The sequence below is a fragment of the Streptomyces sp. TG1A-8 genome, assembly GCF_030499535.1.
GTDB lineage: Bacteria > Actinomycetota > Actinomycetes > Streptomycetales > Streptomycetaceae > Streptomyces.
The window spans coordinates 3,323,193-3,342,665 of record NZ_JASTLB010000001.1; the positions used below are offsets into that span (position 1 = coordinate 3,323,193).

The following is a 19,473-nucleotide window of genomic DNA, read 5'->3' on the forward strand; positions in this document are numbered from 1 at the left end:
CGTTGTGATCATTCGGCAAGCCATGTACCGCTTCACTTACAGGCGGCGACAAAACGTACGGGTTCGGCCAGCACTGCTGTTGCGGCTTTCAGGTCCGCCAGCCGGGCCGACAGCGTCGCTTCCGCCAAGCGTGGCGGCAGCGCATCCCCGAACTTCAGCCCTCGTACCGCCCGTTCGTCGACGGCGGGAAGGCAAAACCGGTCCGGAGCCTCGTTCAGGGCTTCCTTCCACACCGGTGGCGTGAGGTCTTCCCGCAGACGGATCCAGTGATCGTTGATGCGTTGAGCCGGTACGGCGATTCCCTCCAGCGTGGCCGCCAGCGTCGCGTTCGCCCGGTGGCCTGCCCAGGTCCACCATCGAAGTTGCCCCGATTCATCGTGCACGATCAACGTGCCGCCCGGGTGAACCTTCTCCAGAAAAGTCTCACGCGCCTCCTTGAGCGTCGTGGTGGCGCGTTGGGTCAGGGCGACGGGCGGATCCGTGCCGAGCACCACCTCACGCACCGCACGTGTGACCTCGAAAGAGGTGCCCTGGCCGAAGCCCGTGCCGCTCCACTTGGCCTTTCCGCCGCCGTCGACCGGCTCGACGAAGCAGCGTTTGCGGCGCCAGTCGATGTAGGTGACCTGCCAGCTGCGGCCGGCGAGGAGGAGCCGACGAGGGCCAGCGACACGCTCGGTGAGCAGGGCGGGGTCGGTGCGGCCGATCTCGGTGCGGCCCTGGAGGACGGTGAACTGCGGGGGTGCGGTGAAGACGGCGGTGAGGTTCATGAAGTGGCGGTGTGCGAAGCGCCGTTCGGCTTCGGGGCCGATGAACAGCATGCCGCCGTCCTGGTCCAGGTATCCCTCCTCCACCAAGTGGCGGACGATCGGCTCGGCCGAGCCTCCGAACGGTCCCAGGCCGTTCCACCACTCCTGCCAGAGTTTGTCTCCGACGCGGTGTTCCTGGAGGCAGAGGGCGAGCAGCTGCTGGGCGACGATGTGCCGGGGCTCGGGTGGTGCGGTGACCGGTTCGACCCAGCCTCGTGACCACTGGAGCAGCAGTCCCGCGGCGGCCAGGAGCCCGCCTTGGTCGAGGGTGAGGAAGAGGCAGTTCCGGGTCGTGCCGGGGCGGCGCCCGGTGCGGCCGAGGCGCTGCAGGAAGGAGGCGACTGAGGTGGGGGCGTCGATCTGGATGACGCGGTCCAGGTCGCCGACGTCGATGCCCAGTTCCAGGGTGCTCGTAGCGATGATCACGCAGTCGCGCGCCTCGGCGAACGCAAGTTCCGCGCGTCTGCGTTCGTCGAGGGAGAGGGAGGCGTGTGAGAGGAACGTGGTCACCCCTTTGGCCCGCAGCTTGGCGCCCAGTTCCTCGACCAAGCGCCGCGACTCGCAGAAGACGAGCCTCTTCTCCCCCCGGTGGAGAGCGCTGATGACGGTGGCCGCGTTGTCGAGCGAGCCGACGTAGTCGAGCTGGATGTCACCCGGCAGTACGGAGGCCGACGTCGGCTGGGCCTCGGCCAGGTGGGGCGCGACCACGCGGCCGGGGCGCCGGCCTGCTCCCGATCCCTGGAGCCAGGTGAGCAGGGCTTCGGGGTTGCCGACAGTCGCGGAGAGACCGACGCGCTGCACGGAGCGGCCCACGACGCGCTGCAGGCGCTCCAGTACGGCGAGCAGGTGCCAGCCACGGTCGTCGCCGGCGAAGGCGTGGACCTCGTCGACGACCACGGCCCGCAGCCCGGAGAAGAAGGACGCGTGGTCGACGTTGACGCTGACCAGCATGGCTTCCAGCGACTCGGGAGTGGTGAGCAGCACGTCGGGCCGGGATGCGAGGATGCGCCGCCGGGCGCCGGCCGGTGTGTCGCCGTGCCACAGGGCCGCGGACCGGCCGAGCCAGGCGGTGTAGGTCTCCACACGCGGAAGCAGGTTGTTCAGCAGCGCCTTGAGGGGACACACGTACAGCACCGAGGTGCCGGACCAGCCCTGGGCGTGCATCCGGGACAGCAGGGGGAAGTAGGCGGCTTCGGTCTTGCCGCCGGCCGTCGGGGCCAGCAGCAGGGCGTCGTCTCCTGCGGTGAGCGGGGTGACGGCAGCCTTCTGGAGCGGGCGCAGGTCCTTCCAACCCAGGGTGTTGACGATGTGGTGGACCAGCGCCGGTTCCAGGCCGTCGGCGGTGGTCACGGCAGTTCCAGCTCGATGTCGTCCGCCCGGTCGGCGGCGGCGTTGCGTTCGGTGTCCGTCAGCTCGCCGGCCGAGACGGTGAGCTGGTAGTGCTTGCGTGGGTCGAATTCCTCGAACTCGTCGACACGGTCGAGCACGTCGGCGACGAGCTTGCGCAGGAAGACGCGGGGGGCGATGCCGACGTTGCCGCCCAGACCTCCGGTGACGGCGGTGGCGAGTTCGCCGACGTAGGAGTCGTCGACCCGCGCGGTGACCCGCTCGGGGTGGCGGGCCGCGCCCTGGTAGAGGTCCCGCACCTGCCGGCCGAGTTCCCCCAGGCGCGGCAGGTCGAAGCCGGGCAGGCGGAGCTGGACGGCGCGGGGCGAGTCGAAGCGGGCGTCCGTGGTGAAGTCGGTGGCGAGCCGCTGGGCCAGGGGCGGGAGACGCTGGACACCCTGCTGGCCGTCGTAGAACGCGGGGGTTCCGGTGATGACGAGGAAGAGGCCGGGGAAGCGTCCGGCGTCGATCTCGTCGAGCAACTGGCGCAGTGCGTTGAGGCCCTTCTCCCGGACGTCGCCGCGGACGCGTTGCAGGGTCTCCGTCTCGTCCAGGACGAGGAGCAGCCCCGGGTGGCCACAGTCACGCAGCACGGTCAGGAGTCCCTGGAGGAAGCCGAGCGCGGCGAAGTGGTCGAGATCTCCGCGCACTCCTGCGGCCCGACGGGCGGAGGCTGCCACGGACTTCTGGCCGCCGAGCCAGGCGATCAGGGCCTCCGCCGTGGCGCCGTCCCCGGCGGTGACAGCACGGCGGTAGCCGCGCAGGGCGGCGGCGAACGCAGGCGTGGTGCGGGCGACATCGGCGAGCCGGCGTTCCATCAGCGTGTCCACGGCCTCGGCGAGGGCTTTTTCGTCGTCCTCGTCGATCTCCGAGCCGTCGAGGACCTCCTCCTCCAGGGTGTAGAACCACGAGTCGACGACCGCACGCAGTGCGCTGGGCTGGTGGGTGGCAGTGGCCAGGCGCTCGGTGAGCCGGCGGTAGACGGTCTCCAGCCGGTGCAGCGGTGTCTCGGTCTCGGAGATCTGCACCTCGGCGGTGGCAAGTCCCGCACGTTTGGCGCGTTCGGCCAGCCAGCGGGCGAAGAAGGTCTTGCCGGAGCCGTAATCGCCGCGGACGGCGTGGAAGGCAGCACCGCCACGGGTGACGGTGGCGAGGTCGTCGTCCAGGGCGGCTTCGAACCGGTCCAGTCCGACCGCGAACAGGTCGAGGCCGGACTGCGGGACGGCGCCGCGCCGCAGGGCGTCGATGACCTCGCGGCGGCGGACCGCGCTCACGGAGGCGGGCTCGGTCACGCCTTCTCCTCCTCCCGCTGTCCGTCTTCGGCCTCGTCCGTCTGCTGCGCGCTCTGCTCCGGCAGGAACTGCCCGCGCAGGAGCGGCACGTCGAGCTTCACCGCGTGCCCGCCGTCGATGAACCCGAGGACGGGGTACCCCTCGACGTTCAGCAGCCGCTGTACCGTGGTGACGAAGCCCTCGATGTTGCGGCGGACCCGCCCGGTCGCGGAGATCGCCGTGGCGAGAGCGGCCGGGGACATGGTTCCGCCCGCGGAGACGAGCGCGTCGACGACCGCGGCCACCACCTTCGCCTCGGGCGCTTTGCGGACGTACTCCTTCTGGGCTGCGTACACCTCGCTGCCTACCACCAACGTCCCCAGAGACTGCGCCACCGGCGGTGCGGCCTCCGTCCGGGCAGACGGCCGCGCCTCGGTGGCCGGCGCGCTCACGGCGGGTGCCGTGGGGTGCGTGGGCGAGGGCACCACCGGCTGATCAGCGGGCACGACAGTGGGCTGGGGAGCGTCCCGGTTGACGTGCGTCCGCCACCAGCCCGGCGTGGACAGCTCCCGCGGCAGCGGCACCCAGTCCTTCGGGGTCTCCTCCCCGGCCGGGAGCAGGACGAGCACCGGGACGGTCACCTCGGCCAGGGAGGCCCCGCCGTGGTATCCGGCGCGCCGCCCGGTGTAGCGGATGTCCTCGCGCCACGGCAGGATCACCGCTCCCCCGCCCTCGCGCACCCTCGGGCCGTGGACGGCTATCTCCCCGTCCCCCACGGCGTCGCCGGTACGCCAGCGGGCGGACTCCGCGCCGTCGGCGGCCGTCATCGGGCCGTCGCTGCGGCTGCCGCGCTCCAGGACGTGTCCGTGGTCGGCGACGAGGACGACCGGGCGACCGTAGCTGCGGGCGGCGGCGAGCAGTTCCCGCAGGTGCGTGACGTCGGCCAGGGACCAGGTCGTGCCGCGGCCGTGCCGGCCGTTGTCGAGTGCCTCGTCGATGGTGTTGAGGACCACGCCCACCACGGCGTCGGAGGCGAGGGCGGTCATCAGCTCGTGGGAGAGCGCGTGGCCGGCCTCGCCACCGATGGCGGCCTTGTGGAAGAGGGCCGCCATCTTGCGCCGCCGCTTCCAGAAGGCGGTGAAGCCACTCGTCTCGGCCGACTGGCCACCGTCGGCCGCCTCGCCCGCCAGCAGAGAGGCACGGCTGACGCGGGTGACGGACGGCAGCATCGAGACGGCGGCGAGCCGTGCGGGGGACTGACCGGGCTCCGGGCGCGGCACGATCTCACGCCAGCCGTCGCGTTCCGCCTCCTCACCGAGCTGGGCGGCGACCGCGCTGCTCATGCCGTCGAGGACGAGGAGGAGCGGAGCGGTCTGGCCGGCCAGCGGGCGTACGACGGTGTCCAGCACGTTCTCGACGACGAGGCAGCCGTCGGGGTGCTGGGCGGTGGCGTGCGCGGCCCAGGCTGCGAGCCTTGGGGCGAACTCCTGATCGAGGCGCTGCCTGCGCTCACGTGCCTGCTCGTACAAGGCGCGCAGGTCCCGTCCGGTCTCCAGGTCGCCTTCTGGGTCGCCCGCCCACAGCACGGTGAGCGCCCGGTCCACCCAGCCCCAGTCGCAGACGTGCGCCCGCACGGCGGCGGCCACGCCGGTGACGGCGGGCTCGGGGCCGCTGAGCCAGCGCGCCACCCGTACGGCCGTCTCGGCGGCCTGGACGTGGTCCGGGCGGAGGCCAGCCAGGGCGTGGCCGAGCAGGTCGGCCAGCGCGGCCTCGCCGGCGGCCGGGGAACGGCGGGCTTCGGCAACGGTCCGGCGCAGTTGCGCGGTGAAGCTGGAGGGAAGGAACCGGCTCGCGGTGAGGCCGGGGGTGAGTCCCGCCTTCTCGGCCAGCTCGTCGGCCCTCTCCAGTACGGCGACGACGCGCAGGCGGGCGTCGTGGCTGGTGCGGGCGTCGGCGATCCAGCGGGTGAGGGTTCCCTCCACGGCGTCGGTGAACACGGCGAGTTCCGACCGCCGGGGCATGACCTGCCCGAACAGTCCGCCGAGGGCGAGCACCGTGTCGGGCTGGGCGGCGGGGTCCCGCAGTGCGGCGCCGAGCAGTCCGAGCGGCAGGGCGTCGTGGCCGAGGCCGGCTTCGGCAAGGGACAGCAGGACGGGGACGGCCGGTCCCGCCACCTCCGCGAGCCATTTCTTCAGTTCGGCGCGCTCGGTGGCCCCCAGTTCGGCGAACCGCCGGGGACCGGCGGGTGTGCGGGACCAGGCGAGCAGAGTGTCGGCGTCGAGAGTGACCTGCCCGTCCTGGCCGGGGGAGCCGTGCACCGCACGCAGGCCGAGCCGTTCGGTGGTCAGGGCGCGCAGGGCCGCGTCCCGGGTCAGCACGCCGCCGACGCGCGGCCAGCCGGCTTCGGCGGGCTCCGCTTCGACCAGGGCTTCCAGCAGCCACCGCTCGCGGTACATCCGCGGGTCCAGGCCGGTGGCACCGAAACGCTGCAGGACGACCTCGGCGTTCTCGACGGTGAGGGTCTTTCGCCGTACGGCTCTGCCGCGTACGTCCCAGCCGAGCTGCTCGTCGTCGACGCCCGTGGTCACCACGAGCACATCGGAGGAAGCAGCCGCGCTCCGGTGCTCGTGCAGGGCGTCGACGACGCCGAGGGCGGAGGCTTCGTCCCGTACGTGAACGCGCCGCGTCTCGCCGTCCAGGGTGATCGTGAACTGCGGCGGGGCGCCGGGCGCGTACTGACCGTGGACGAGTACGAGGCTGCGCTCGCCGAGGTCCTTGGCGTTCGCCGCGAGCAGGGCCTCGACGGTACGGCGGCCCACTCGGGGCAGGGCCGGGGCCATCAGCCGGCAGTCCCTTCGCCGTCCGCTTCCGCCTCGGTTCCGGCGGAGGTGTCGGTCGCGGACCCGGTGTCGGTGACCGGATGCCAGGTGACCTGGATGCGGGTGCCGGGGTGGGCGGCGAGGTAGGCGCGGATCTCCGCGTCGATCTCGGTGACCGCGGTGGCCAGCGACACCTCCAGCTGGGTGGGCTCGACCAGGTGGACGGCGCGCCGGCGACCGGCCTGTGCCGGGACCACGGCCTGGGCGCCGCTCCCGCCGTGAGAGGCGTCGTCCGGAGTGGGCGTCGAGGGAACGGGGGGCTTGCCGTGGTCGGTGAGGCTGACGTCCTCGGCGGTCGGCTCCGGCGTGAGGGGCGCCACGGGCGGAGTGGCCGGCCGGGCGGGCTGGGCGAGGCGGGTGGCCTCACGCATCAGGGCCATGACGGTGTCCGGGAGCCGGTCCAGGACGGGCACGAGCGAGACGGTCTGCTCGTGCTCGCGGGCAGCGCGGTGCACCTCGTCCAGGAACCGAGCCGCCCGCTCGCCGAGGCCGTCCTGGCGTACCGCGAGGTCGCGGCGCACGTCTTCCAGCAGGGACCACTGGGCGCCGCGCAGCACGGCGGCGACCTCGGGAGCGTGCCGCAGGGCGCCCGCGATCTCCTCGTCGGTCACGTCGTACGCGGCGGCGGCCAGCTCCCGCACGCACGCGGCCGGTTCGGTGGTGCGCAGCAGCCGGGCGACGAGGTCGGCGGCGGCCTTGGTGGACTTCAGGCGGGGTGCGTCGGCGCCGGTCAGCCCGAGGTGGCGCGCGTGCTCCGTCAGGAGGGTGCGCACCTCGCCGAGGGCCACGCGGTGTTCCTCCGCGACCGCGCGCACGCCTTCGGCGAGCCGGGCGACGTTGCGGGCGAACAGGACACGCGAGACGGTCCGGCCGAAGATCGTCCCGGCACGGCCGAGCGCGGTGTGGAATTCTTCCTCGGTGGGCAGTTCCACGGCCCTCAGCCCGTATCCGGGGCCGATCCGCTCCAGCTCCGGGGCCTTGGGCAGCGGCGAGGTCTGGTAGACCCAGGTGCGGTCGTCCAGCAGGGCGTACGTGGCGATGATCAGGTTGCTGACGTGGCGGTCGAGGCCGGTGTAGCCGAGTTCCTCGATCCAGTCGCGGATGTCCTCCACGGACAGGTCCGGGCCGGCGTCAGGGGTCTCGGCGGCCTTCTTGTTGATGCGCAGGCGCCAGTCGGTGGTGACGTTCAGCGGGCCGTCGTGGACCTCGCCGAGCTGGAGGGCGTGCACGATCCGGCGGACGACGGGAAGCTGGTGGCTGTCGACCACGACACGCCGGGAGCCGTCCTCCATCGCCTTCGTGATCCATTCGAGCGCGGTCTTCAGCTCGCGGGTGGTGACGGCCTTGCGGGTGAGCCGCGGGTCGAAGTCGGGGTGCTTGGGGTGGCGGGCGCCGAGGAGCCCGTCGGCGAGCAGGAAGAGGTTCTCCTCGAAGCCGACCGCCGGTTCGGGCCGGGTGCGGGTGAAGCCCGGCTGGAGCGAGATCAGGTGTTCGCCGTCGCGGACCTCGGCTCCCGTGGTGCCCGGTTCGGCCCTGTTGATGCCGTACAACTGCAGCAGCGCGTCGGTGAGCTGGGTGGTCAGGCTGTCGCGGGACGCCTTGAGCTGGTTGCGGATCTGGATGCGCTCCTCGGCGGGGCGGGTCGCCGTGTGATCGTCCAGCCGGTCGCGCTCCAGCAGGTAGTTGATCTTCAGAAGGCGTCCGAGGCTGCGGGCCTTCTGCTCGGACAGGAAGTGCGGCAGCCATACGATCGTCGGCGCCGTCTTCCCGGCACGCTTCAGCCGCTCCACCCGCTGGGCGTCGTCCATCGGCGAGTGGTCGTGGCCGTCGAAGGGGTAGTCGAAGACGAAGCGGATGTTGCCCTCGGTCTGCGGCGCGAACTCGGCGTCGGGCAGGTGGGGGTCGCGGACGTTGCCGAAGACGAACTCGACGGTGCGTTTGGTGCCGCGCCAGACGACGGTCCGCTCGCACACGAACGCCTGGGTGTCGGGGATGCCCAGCGCGGCCCACAGCTGGTCCTTGATCCACTGGCGGCGGTAGCCGTCCTGGTCGGCGACGCCCTGCACCTCCTCCAGCAGCGGCTCGACGTCCAGGTCGGACAGGTGCAGGTGGAAGACGGGGTCGGCGGGGTCGCCCTCGCTGCGCAGCTCGCCGTCGAAGCCCTCGGCCTGGAGCTCCTGCAGACGCTTGACGGCGACGGCGCCCGCGTCGCCCACCCGGGTCCTGATGGTGCCGTGGTTCAGCGCGGCGAGCCGGCCGCCGGTGAGCCGGGTCAGGGCGGGCACGTTGGGAGCGAGGGAGGCCAGCAGCAGCGTCTTGACCAGCCGCTCGTCGGTCCGGAAGCGCTTGTCGTCCGCCGAGCCGTACTTGGTCAGCAGGTGCTCGCGGACGCGGGCGTGGAAGCGGTGCGCGATCTCCGACTCCTTGCGGAGCCTGGCGGTGAACGCCTCACCGGTCCGCGCGGCGATCACGTCCCACAGGTCGCCGATCGGGACGAGCTGGCCAAGCCGCAGGTCGTCGCGGTGCCGCCGCAGCAGCTCTTGCACCAGCTTCAGACCGGTCCGCTCGCGCTGGAGCGCGCCGGAGAGATCCACCAGCACGTTCAGCAGCGCCGGGGACAGCGGGTACAGGGTGCGGAAGTCGTCCCAGCTCGCCTCGGTGCGCCCCTGCGCGTCGAGCAGCACCTGCCGCACCTCATCCCGCGACGACTCCACGATCTTGAACGCGTCGTCGCGCGCCTGCTCCATGCCCGGACGCGGGGCGAGCACCCGGTGCTTGATGATCTCGACGAGGTTGCTGTCCTCCAGCTCGACGACGTCGATCCGGCCGGCGAGGTAGTCGACCTGCTGTTCCAGGTTCTGCACGTCGGCGCCGGCCACGTCGGAGCCGATGAGCTGGGACAGGTCACGCTGGCGGGAGATGAAGGACACGAGGGGCACGGGCCGGCCGCTGTCGGCGGACTCGATCAGCTTGACCAGCCGCTGCACCTGGTCGCGGACGAAGTCCTGGTCGCCCATGTGCGCCTGGAGCCACAGGATCAGCTCGTCCAGGAAGAGGACGACGCCGTGGTAGCCCAGTGACTTCGCGTGGCGGGAGATGACCTTCAGGCCGTTCTCCAGCGGGATGAAGGACTGGGCGTCACCGCGGGCGGCCTGCGTGTACGCGGCCATGGGCCCGGTCAGCAGCGCCGACACCAGCCGCTCCCGCTCCTCGCTGCCGGGCGGCGCGGCGAAGGCCCGGTCCAGCTCGGCACTGCTCCAGCCGTCGCTGCCGGGCAGCTCGGTTCCGGCGTCGATGCCCGGCAGATCGTCCTCGTCGTCCGCGCCTCCGCTGCCGGAGGTGGCCGCCGCCCCGGCGCCGAGCCACTGCCGGAACTTGTCGTCGTCGCCGAGGAACTTACGCTGCCGGTCCGCGTCGGCGAGCAGCGCGTCCGACCGGTAGACGGCGGGGGTCGCCGCCTCCGGGTGCAGCTCCCGCACGGTGTGGACGTACCCGCCGAGCAGCGCCGAGTCCAGGTCGGTCGATCCGACCAGGTGGTACGGGATCATCAGGAACCGGCTGCCGCCCAGCCAGTCCCGGTGCTCGGCGACGACCTCCTTCAGCCCCGGCTTGTGCAGAGCCCCCTCGTGGCCCTTGAGCACGGCGTGCAGCACGGTGAGGAAGTGGCTCTTACCGGCGCCGAACGAGCCGTGCAGGTACGCGGCGTGCGAGTCACCCGTGCGGACGGCCTTCCCGACGACGCCGAGCGCCTGCCGGAACGCCCTCTGCAACTGCTCGGTGACGACGTACTCCGCCACCCGCTCGTCGGCTTCGTGAAATCCCTGGGAGAGGTCGACCTTGAAATCGCCCGCGTGGACGTCCTCCTTGATGTCGATGACATCGCGGAGGAACAGCTCTGTGGTCGACATCAGGCGATCATTCCCTCACTGTGCTGGCGGCCGGCCCGGACAGCGCCCCCCTCAGGCGTTGGCGCGACGTCCATCTTGCCAGGTGGGTCCGACAGCGGGAGGAGAGATCGTCACACCTCCGGGAAGAGGTCTCACCATGGGTGATCGGCCGGGCCCGGACGGCCGGGTGCGCTTACGTGGAGTGCCCGGCGCGGGTCCCCGCCGCGAGGTCCAGCTCCGCCCACACCGTCTTGCCCGGCCCGGTGCGCTCGGTCACACCCCAGCGGGAGGCGAGCGCGTCGACCAGGAGCAGGCCCCGGCCCCCGTCGGCGTCCGCGGGCGCCGGGGCCAGGCACACGGGCAGCGCCGGATGCGTGTCGGACACCTCGACGCGGATGAGCGCGGCAGCGGGCCGGTGCACCAGCCGCAGTGCGAAGTCACGCCCCGGTACGCGCCCGTGCCGGACGGCGTTGGCGGCCAGCTCGGCGACGATCAGTAGGAGGGTGTCGGACGCGGCGGAGCCGTACGGCACGCCCCACGCCTCCAGTCGGTGCGCGGCGAGCCGGCGGGCGAGGCGTGCTCCACGGCGGGTCGAGGAGAAACGCTGGGCGAACGTACGTACGGTGACGGTGACTTGGGTCTGCGGCGTCGGCATGCACACCAAGGTCCCGCCGTCGCACCCCCGTCAACAGGACCGACGCCGATACAGAGTCGGCTGTACTGGTTCACTCGCTGGACTGGATGGGTCACGGTGCGTAACCATATAGCGGGTTCGTGTGCACGGTGCACGGGGAGGCGACTGTATGGCGACGGACAACGGCGGGGAGATCGGCAGCGGGGGCGGTGGCTGTGGCGGTGGCGCCGGGGGCTCGAACGGGGAGCACGACCTGTCCGACAGCCTCAAGACCTTCGGCGCGGTACTGAAGGCGCTGCGGGAGGAGGCCCGGCTCACCCAGGAGGAGTTCGCCCGACGAGTGCAGTACTCCACCGCCTACGTCGCCAAGATCGAGCAGGGGAAGCGGTTCCCGCCGAGCGACCTGCCGCCGCGGGCGGAACCGGCACTGGGGGCAGCCGCGGCCAAGGTGCTGGGAGCTGCGGCGCGGAGTCTTACGCGGAGGGCGGGGTTGGCGTCGTGGTTCCGGCAGTGGGCGGGGATCGAGGAGGAGGCGGTGTCGCTTTATGCGTACGAGTGCCGTGCGATTCCTGGGCTGTTGCAGCCGGAGCCGTACATTCGGGCCATCTTCGACCAGAGGTTGCCGCCGCTGACCGAGGAACAGATCGAAACCCAGGTGAGCGCTCGTCTGGAGCGGCAGAGGCTGTTGGACGAGCGCCCGAACACCACGTTCAGCTTCGTGATCGAAGAGGCGTTGCTGGTACGGCGGATGGGGGGTGCGGAGGTGACGAAGCAACTTACTGACCACCTTCTGGCCCAAGGTGCGCGTCGCAACGTCGAGCTTCAGGTGATGCCCTTACAGCAGGAGGATCACGGCGGCATCGACGGCCTGATTTACCTCGCGGAGACACCCGCCCACGAGTGGGTGGGTTACTTGGAGGGCCAGCAGACCAGCATGCTCATCACCACTCCGAAGAACGTGAGCATCATGCTCCAGCGCTATGGCAAGCTGCGCTCGCAGGCACTCGACTGCCGAGGCACTGTACGCCTGCTGGAGAAGATGCGAGGAGCGCTATGAGCACCCCCGAGCTGGACTGGTTCAAGAGCAGCTACAGCGGCAGCTCTGGTGACAACTGCGTCGAGGTGGCTTTGACCCCACAGGCTGTGCACGTACGGGACTCCAAAGACACCCGGATTCAGCCGCTGCTCGTGTCCCCCACCGCCTGGTCGGCGTTCACCGAACACGCCTCCGGCACCGCCCGCTGAGTCGCCGGTTGGCAGCTCGGGGAGAGCGCAGTGGCTCTCCCCCTTCGCCTCGCTCTACGCGTCGTCCAGCTCCGGCTGTTCGGTCGTCTCCCGGCGCTGGGCTTTCCGCCCCCGCGTCTTCCGCACGGGACGCCAGTCCTTCATCTGCGCCTCGCTCACGCCGTGCATGCGCAGGTAGCGCTGGAACTCCGCTTCCAGGTCCTCGGCCGGGGAGCCCTCCCACTCGTCGTCGTACGCGCTGTACCACTGACGTACCCACGGCATGACCTCATGCAGCCCGGCGAGCAGCGGCACGAGCCGTTCGGCGCCCCAGGCGTCGCTCTTGACGCGCGTCTCGATCAGCTGCGTGAGGGCCAGCGCCTGATCCTTGTGGTCCCAGCCGGCCCAGCCGAGCATCAGCGTGGAGTCGCTGTCCGGGCCCGCCTCCGGGTAGGAGATGAACCGTTCCTTGGGCACGTCGAGCTTGCCGCGGTGAGCCCAGTAGGACTGCTTGAGGAAGTCGGAGGACTTGTACCTGGTCGGCGGGTCGATGTCGTGCCGCGTGCCCGTACGGTCCTCCTCGCGCTGCTTCTCCCAGACCTTCTCCCACTCGCGGCGGGTGCGCAGACCGGAGTCCTTGTAGCGCATCGCGGCGAGGTAGGGCACGTGCTCATCGGCGATGATCTCGTTGAGGATCTGCGCGAGGGGGAGGTCCGGCTTTTTAAGGTGGTCGGTGGCGTACAGCGCGGCGACGGACGTGAAGTCGGGATCGGAACCGAGCCGGTCGGCAAGGTTGTTGATGGTCAGCGTCCGTGGACGGCGCAGGCCGTCACGTACCTCGAACCACAGATCCTCGTCCTCGCAACGGTCCAGCAGCCAGTTCCGCAGCGCGGCGCGTTCCTTCTTCTCCCACGAGTCGGTGGCCCAGCGGCGCTTGCACTCCGGGCGCTCGATGAGGGCGATGTCCTTGCGGCTGGTGATCAGGTCGATGCGGGCCTGGACGATCTCGCGGTACCAATCCGGCCAGCGGGTGGGAATCTCGGTGACGCGCTTCGAACCGTGGCGCGTGAACCAGGCGGTCTCCACCTCTCCGGCTTCAACCTTCCGCGCGAGGACGATCTCGAAGGCGCGCTCACCGAGCTTGACCTCGGGGATGGTCTCGGGGTCAGGTGACGGGGTCACGGTCCGGTCGACCTCGCGGTCGCTGAGCAGCCCGTAGAGGCCGTAGACCTGCCAGTCCAACTCCTCTTGCAGGGCGATCATGCGGCGACGAATCCTGGCGTGTTCGGCTTCCGCGTCATCCAGCGCTTGCCGCGTGGGTACGACGGTTGCGGCCACGGCCGAAGGCTCCAACTCGGCGAACTTCTGCGCCTGGGCGTCGAGAATGCAGCCGAGGTGGAGCGGGAGCTTGGCCGGGAGGGGGAACTCTTGCAGCTTGGTCCCGGTGAACTCATAGAAACGTTCCCACTCCTGGGACTTGAAGCCCTCGTTGACTCCCTGGCTACCCTTGTCGTGGCTGACCTGCTTCAACCAGAAACAAGCCGCCGAAGAATTGAGCAACCCCAGCAACTCCAGGTGCTCCTCCTCAACAGCCCCCTCGGGGAGCTTGATCACGGGAGCAGTTCGGTTGAACAGCCGTCCATCTCGGTCGTACGAGAAGTGGTTGTGCGTGGCAACGAAGGCGAACCCGAGCCCCTCCTTGACGCTCAGCTTGCTGGAGTAGTTCTCAAGGTGCACGTACCAGGGCGCGTCGCTGTCTGCCATCGTCTTACCGAAGATCACACGGCGTTCTAGCAGCGCGCGATATGGCCAGAGGGAACGCGCGACCAACGGGTCGGCCTCCCCCACAGGTCGCTTGTTCGCCCGGCCCAGATAAGGGTTGCGCACCTGCGTGACCCTGCCGAACGAAAAGTCCCGGACAACGTCCCCCGTGACCAGCTCCCGAACCCTGTCCCCCTCGTGCAAGCGCTCGGCTGTTTTGCGGTCAGGCAGGAAATAGGCGTCGTCCGCACCGCTCGCGGTCGTACGCCCAATGCTGGCGCACCGATCCCGGAGCCGGGACACCGCTGCCGCTTCCAGATAGCCCTGCACTTCGCCGGATCCGCCGCCGGACAGACTCCACGGAAAATCACTGAGGCTGTGACGTGTGGCATCAACGACGTTGATCCACTCGGACTCGCTGCCGGGCAAGCCGGTCTTCTTGGCGATCTCCTGCCAGACGACGCCATGCTCTGCCTTCCTAGGCTGCGAGGGCTCTCCCCGCACCCCCAGCACCGCCCGCACCGCCCGCTCAGGACTCGGGACCCGGTTCCGCCCGACCAGAATCACCGTCGGCGTGCCGTGCCCCGGAATGTAGGCGCCCGAGGTGTCGATGACATGCGACAGCTCGACCCGGTTCCGGAAGACGACCTCGATCAGCTTCTTGCCGAACTCCCGCTTCATGAACGAGTTCGCGGTGATCTGTCCCACGAACCCGCCCCCGCCCAACCGCCCGCCGGGCCCCTTCACTGCCAGCTCGAACATGCGCTGCGCGAACGGCACCGACAGCGCGTACGTCCCCGCGCACGCGTCGTACGCCGCCCGGTAGTTCTCGTTCTCCTGCTTGTCCTTCACCGTGATGTACGGCGGATTCCCCACCACAACGTGGTACGACCCCCGCCCCAGCAGGTCCACCCGCTTCGCGTACTCCCACACGTCCTCCGTGGCGTACGCGTACGTCTCCCCCTCCTCGCGTCCTACGACCGCCTCCGCGAACAGCGTGTCCAGGTCGGTCTGGATGCCCGCCGCGTCCCGGCCGTGCAGCAGCGAGTCGCCCACGGCCACGTTGATGGGGAACGGCGGCGCGTCCGCGAGCCGCCGTGTCCCCGCCGCGCGCATCGCCGCCACCAGGAGCCGGAAGCGGGCGATGCTCGCGGCGAAGGGGTTCTTGTCGCAGCCGTGGACGGACTCCAGGACCCGGCGGACCAGCGTCCAGTCGTCCGTGCCGGGTTCCGCCTGGCGCCACTTGTCCAGCAGGCGATGGAAGATGCCGAGCAGGAAGTGGCCGGAGCCGCACGCCGGGTCGATGGTGCGCAGGCCGCGGCGCTCCCGGCCGTCGGGGCCGGTCCAGACCGGGTTGAGGCCGAAACCCTGGCCGTCGTCCGCGACCGCCGGTTCCAGGGTCAGGTTGAGGATGAACTCCTCGACGAACTCCGGGGTCTGCAGCAGCGCGTAGGTCTTGCGGGCGTGCTCGCTGAGGTCCTGGTAGAGGTCGCCGAGGAAGCGGGTGTCCCACTCGGGGTCGGTGAAGTCGTAGCGGATCTCGCCGTCCGCGCCCCAGCGGCGCCAGAACATCAGCAGTTCCGTCGCCGTCTCGTAGCTCGGGGTCAGTCCCCACAGCGGGTTGTGCCGCTCGTCGAAGAGGCCGGCGGCCGTCTCGTTGGTGCCCGCCAGGTGGCGGAACGCCTCCATCAGCCAGTCGCGGTTGTTGTGGTGGGGGTAGGTGCGGAAGTGGGCCTCGTGCCGGGCCTCCGCCTCGGCGAGGCGTTCGCCGGGTCCCGCGAGGTACGGCTCGTCGATCAGGCCGTTGTCCTCGCAGAAGCGGACGAAGACGCAGCCGAGCACCCACGCCACTGCGGCCTGTGTGACGCGCTCGTCCCGCCAGGCCGGGTGGGACAGGGCGGTGCGCCGGGCCTCCTTGGCCTCGCGCCACTCGCGGTCCAGGCGGGTGCGGAACTCCTCCTCGGACTGGCTGCGGGCCCGCAGGTCGTCCTCCAGGTCGACGACCAGCTTCTTCAGGTCCTTGAGCAGGGCCGCCTTGTCCGTGCCCGTCGTCGTCACCGTCACTCTTCGCTTCCTTCTCCCTGCACCGCGTCAGCGCCCCACCGCGTCAGCCGCGGACCGGACCTCCCATCCTGCCGCACCCGTGCCCCCGTACGGCGGCCCAGGGTGGTCGCGATCTGGGAAAAGCCGCCGCGAGCTTCTTGATCGGCTCGATAGAGTGATCGTCGTGACGGCCTCGACACCCTCCGCGACACAGCCTCCCGCGTTCGCGACGGCGAGCAGGAACCACTATCGCGCCGCCGTACTGGCCGCGAAGGAGAACCTGCGGATATCCGCCGACCATCTGGCCGGGCTGGCGGCGGAATGCGGTATCAAAGCCATCCTGGCCGATTTCCTGGGTTCTCAGCTCAACACGCGCAACCGACTGGTGAACGACGAAGTCGCCACCTGGGCAAAGAAGAAGGGCGCCCCAGGCGTGCGGGAGTGGAGACCGCAGGAACACGGGCACCTCCCCGAGCTGTGGGAACACCTCACCGCCGTCGCCCACCGCCGCCGGGGAGGCGGAGCGGGCGCGCTCTTCACGCAGCTCATCTGGAAGAACCCGTTCGCCGGCTGGGACGTCGCGGGCCGCTACTGCGACGGCACCGCGATCACCGACGCGGAGGTCGACCGGCACCTCAAGGCCGCGTACGACCTCATCGCCGCCCATGAACAGGCCGGCATCCTGGGCACGAGGACCCACTCATGAGCCGTTCCCGTGCGCGTTTCGACACCGCCTGGCAAGCCGCCCGCGACCACGCTCGGCAGGCAGCGGCGCAGTTCGGCATGGACGTCGTCGTCACCCGCGACGTGCTCGGCCGGGCCTGTCTGCTCATCGACGACCGGGGACGCGCCCTCGCTCACGACGACGCTGACGTCGTCGCCCTCCGTGACGCTTTCGTGGCCGCCACGCGTCCCTTCACGGGCCTCGAACCCCTCCTCTTCGGCGAAAAGCTCTTCGCACCGGAGCTGTACTTCGACGCCGAGGACCGCGCACCGGTCAGCCCACGGCAAGGCTCCACCGGCAGCGTCCACGCGCTGGAGCGAACCGTCATCGGCACCGACTGGGCCCGGAGCGTCCGCACCCCTGCCCACGGGGCCCTCGGGCGCCGGGACCGAAGGGTGGCGTTGTACGGCTTCAAGGGCGGGGTGGGGCGCACCACCGCCACCGCCGTCCTCGCCCGGTACCTGGCCGGGACGGGCCGCTGCGTGCTCGTGGTGGACCTCGACCTGGAGTCCCCGGGCGTCTCGAACCTGCTGGAGGACCCCGCCGGCATCCCCCGTCACGGCATCGTCGACCACCTGATAGAAGGCGGCGTCGGCAACGCCGACGGGCTGGAACTGGTGGCACGCAGCTCCGCACTGCCCGTCAAGGGCAACGGGGAAGTGTGGCTCGCCCCGGCGGGCGGCTCACCGCTGGCGGGGGAGCCGTACGACTACCTCGCCAAGCTGAACCGCATCTACAGCGACCTCGCCGGACTCAACCCCGGTGACGGCGACCGGCCGTTCGCCGCACGGCTGGAGGAGGCCATCGCCGCCTGCGAGGACCAGGTGACCGAGCTGTCGCGGCCACCGGACGTCGTCCTGCTGGACAGCAGGGCCGGCATGCACGACATCGCGGCGGTCACCCTGACCCATCTCAGCGGGCTCGCCCTGCTGTTCGCCGTGGACAATCCCTCCACCTGGGAGGGCTACAAGATGCTGTTCGAGCAGTGGCAGCAGCGGCCTGCCCTGGCCCGGGAGTTGCGGGAGCGGCTGCGGGTCGTGGCGGCCATGTTCCACTCGGCCGGGGACGCGAAGCGGCTGCCCGCCCTGCGCGACCGCGCCCAGCAGCTGTTCGCCGACACCCTTTACGACCAGCTCGGCACGGACGAGGACGGCCCGGACGACGTGGACGACGCAGGCGACGAGGGAGACGAGCTGTACCACCCTCCCCTGGAGGACGACGACGCGCCGCACGCCCCCATCCCGATCCTCTTCGGCAACGACCTGGTGGGCCTTGACCCCCTGCGCAGCCGCGACTGGCCCGAGCTGCCGTTCGTCGAGGCCGCGTACCGGACGTTCACGACTACGGTGGAGCGTCTGCTGCCGCCACCGCACCCCGCCCCGGAGTCCTCATGACCGCCCCGCCGACCACCGACGAGTACCGCACCCTGATCTCCAGGGCCCTCGGTGCCGCACTCGACGCGGACACGGACGGTCCGGACCGGCAACGCCTGTTCACCCCGTCCAGCCACCGCCTCGCGCTCGACCCCGACGTGACCGTGGTCCGGGGCGCCCGCGGCACCGGCAAGACGTACTGGGCGAAGGCGCTGATCGATCCAGAACTGAGGGAGGTGGCCGCGCGGTCGTACATGATGCCGCGGCTACGGCGGGTCCGGGTCACCACTGCGTTCAGGGCGGGCGGCAACAGTGAGACCCCTTACCCGGGCAAGCGGAAGATCGCCAGACTGCTGCGGGACGTGATCGACCCCGACAGCTATGCCTATGACATCTTCTGGCGCGCGGTCGTGATGATGGCGCTCGAGGTACCGCAGATCGCGAGCCTGGCTGACTGGCCCGACCGTATCCGCTGGGCCGCGGCGAACGAAGACGCGTACGACGACGCGCTCGGCAGGGCCGACCGGGAGGCCCGGGACAGCGGCGAGACGCGTGTGCTGCTCTTCGACGCCCTGGACCACCTCCACTCCGACCGCAGGACGGCCGACCGGCTGGTGTCGGCGCTGTTCCAGGTGGCGCTGGAACTGCGGCTGACCACAGGGGCGCTGCGCGCCAAGATCTTCGTCCGTCCGGACATGTACGACAGCGCGCCCAAGGCGTTCGCGGACGCCTCGAAACTGGGGGCCAACGCGGCCGATCTGACGTGGAGCCGGGAGAACCTCTACGGACTTCTCTTCCACCGGCTGGGGAACCATCCGGGCAGGGAGGCGGAGAAGTTCCGGGCGCAGTACGGCACGTGGGAGACGCAAGGTGAGGGGCGGTTCGTCGCGCCGGTCGACCTGATCGCCGACGAGAAGTGCCAGGAGCGGGCTTTCGTCGCTCTGGCGGGGTCCTACATGGGCACCGACCGGCGCAAGGGCCACACGTTCACCTGGGTGCCTAACCACCTCCAGGACGGCAAGGGGCGGGTGAGCCCGCGGACCTGGCTGCTCGCCCTGCGCACGGCCGCGGACCTGACGGCGGAGCGGTACGCCACACAGCCGTACCCGCTGCACTACGAGGCGTTGCGGGAGAGCCTGCACGAGGCGTCGCGGGTCCGGGTGGACGAGCTGAAGGAGGACATCGGCTGGGCCGCCACCGCCATAGAGCTGCTGGAGGGCGGACAGGTGCCCATGGAGCCGTCCCACGTCCGCCAGTACTGGGCGCAGGGCGGGCTGGCGGAGATCTTGCGCCGTAGGGGGGAGAACGACGACGAGAACAGCGGCCCCCGTGACGCCGACGATCCCTTTGCGCTGATAGAGGAACTGGTGGAACTCGGCGTCCTGACCAAACGCACCACCGGCGCCCTCGACCTGCCCGACGTGTACCGGCTGGCGTTCGACATCGGCCGCAAGGGCGGGGTGCGCCGCAGGTCCTGAGTCGGCG

At 70.7% G+C, this 19,473-nt stretch carries 11 protein-coding genes; 5 read left to right on the forward strand and 6 right to left on the reverse strand.

Translation table 11 applies throughout. The features are described from left to right. Nucleotides 1-32: 32 nt before the first annotated feature. From QQY24_RS14345 to QQY24_RS14365, 5 genes are all read right to left on the reverse strand, one after another. Nucleotides 33-2,156, reverse strand: a complete 2,124-nt coding sequence (locus tag QQY24_RS14345) for a DEAD/DEAH box helicase (RefSeq protein ID WP_301973076.1) — start codon at nucleotides 2,154-2,156, stop codon at nucleotides 33-35. After that, nucleotides 2,153-3,484: a BREX system ATP-binding protein BrxD gene (brxD, locus tag QQY24_RS14350; protein WP_301973077.1), complete on the reverse strand. Its 1,332-nt coding sequence runs from the start codon at nucleotides 3,482-3,484 to the stop codon at nucleotides 2,153-2,155. The genes QQY24_RS14345 and brxD overlap by 4 nt, the downstream gene beginning before the upstream one ends. Then, nucleotides 3,481-6,303 carry a BREX-2 system phosphatase PglZ gene (gene pglZ / locus QQY24_RS14355; RefSeq protein ID WP_301973078.1) on the reverse strand — a complete coding sequence of 941 codons (2,823 nt, stop codon included), beginning with the start codon at nucleotides 6,301-6,303 and terminating at the stop codon, nucleotides 3,481-3,483. Before pglZ ends, brxD begins: the two co-directional genes overlap by 4 nt. Further along, entirely contained in the window at nucleotides 6,303-10,250 is a 3,948-nt protein-coding gene (locus QQY24_RS14360) for a PglY protein (protein ID WP_301973079.1), read from the reverse strand. Before QQY24_RS14360 ends, pglZ begins: the two co-directional genes overlap by 1 nt. 172 nt (nucleotides 10,251-10,422) lie before the next feature. Further along, complete coding sequence (locus tag QQY24_RS14365) at nucleotides 10,423-10,884, reverse strand: ATP-binding protein (protein WP_301973080.1); 462 nt, start codon at nucleotides 10,882-10,884, stop codon at nucleotides 10,423-10,425. A gap of 148 nt (nucleotides 10,885-11,032) precedes the next feature. On the opposite strand from QQY24_RS14365, the gene QQY24_RS14370 reads away from it, so the two are divergent. Together QQY24_RS14370 and QQY24_RS14375 are read left to right on the forward strand one after the other, a co-directional pair. Beyond that, complete coding sequence (locus tag QQY24_RS14370) at nucleotides 11,033-11,920, forward strand: helix-turn-helix transcriptional regulator (RefSeq protein WP_301973081.1); 888 nt, start codon at nucleotides 11,033-11,035, stop codon at nucleotides 11,918-11,920. Continuing rightward, nucleotides 11,917-12,108 (forward strand): DUF397 domain-containing protein, encoded by a 192-nt coding sequence (locus QQY24_RS14375; RefSeq protein WP_301973082.1) that lies wholly within the window; start codon nucleotides 11,917-11,919, stop codon nucleotides 12,106-12,108. Before QQY24_RS14370 ends, QQY24_RS14375 begins: the two co-directional genes overlap by 4 nt. A gap of 54 nt (nucleotides 12,109-12,162) precedes the next feature. On the opposite strand, the gene pglX is transcribed toward QQY24_RS14375, so the two are convergent. Further along, a complete protein-coding gene (pglX, locus tag QQY24_RS14380) occupies nucleotides 12,163-15,912 on the reverse strand; it encodes a BREX-2 system adenine-specific DNA-methyltransferase PglX (RefSeq protein WP_301973083.1) in 3,750 nt (1,249 codons plus the stop codon). A gap of 163 nt (nucleotides 15,913-16,075) precedes the next feature. Here pglX and QQY24_RS14385 point away from each other — a divergent pair, with 163 nt between their 5' ends. From QQY24_RS14385 to QQY24_RS14395, 3 genes are read left to right on the forward strand one after another with little or no spacing between them, the layout of a single operon-like run. After that, nucleotides 16,076-16,597, forward strand: a complete 522-nt coding sequence (locus QQY24_RS14385) for a hypothetical protein (protein WP_301973084.1) — start codon at nucleotides 16,076-16,078, stop codon at nucleotides 16,595-16,597. Beyond that, complete coding sequence (locus QQY24_RS14390) at nucleotides 16,594-18,009, forward strand: AAA family ATPase (protein ID WP_301973085.1); 1,416 nt, start codon at nucleotides 16,594-16,596, stop codon at nucleotides 18,007-18,009. Before QQY24_RS14385 ends, QQY24_RS14390 begins: the two co-directional genes overlap by 4 nt. Further along, nucleotides 18,006-19,466, forward strand: a complete 1,461-nt coding sequence (locus QQY24_RS14395; RefSeq protein ID WP_301973086.1) for a hypothetical protein — start codon at nucleotides 18,006-18,008, stop codon at nucleotides 19,464-19,466. The genes QQY24_RS14390 and QQY24_RS14395 overlap by 4 nt, the downstream gene beginning before the upstream one ends. The last annotated feature ends 7 nt before the right edge of the window (nucleotides 19,467-19,473 follow it).

Coding starts and splice junctions, on each gene's coding strand:
- QQY24_RS14360 (WP_301973079.1), bottom strand. CDS start 10,250: ATGTCGACCACAGAGCTGTTCCTCCGCGATGTCATCGACATCAAGGAG.
- QQY24_RS14370 (WP_301973081.1), top strand. CDS start 11,033: ATGGCGACGGACAACGGCGGGGAGATCGGCAGCGGGGGCGGTGGCTGT.
- QQY24_RS14390 (WP_301973085.1), top strand. CDS start 16,594: ATGAGCCGTTCCCGTGCGCGTTTCGACACCGCCTGGCAAGCCGCCCGC.
- pglZ (WP_301973078.1), bottom strand. CDS start 6,303: ATGGCCCCGGCCCTGCCCCGAGTGGGCCGCCGTACCGTCGAGGCCCTG.
- QQY24_RS14375 (WP_301973082.1), top strand. CDS start 11,917: ATGAGCACCCCCGAGCTGGACTGGTTCAAGAGCAGCTACAGCGGCAGC.
- QQY24_RS14365 (WP_301973080.1), bottom strand. CDS start 10,884: ATGCCGACGCCGCAGACCCAAGTCACCGTCACCGTACGTACGTTCGCC.
- QQY24_RS14395 (WP_301973086.1), top strand. CDS start 18,006: ATGACCGCCCCGCCGACCACCGACGAGTACCGCACCCTGATCTCCAGG.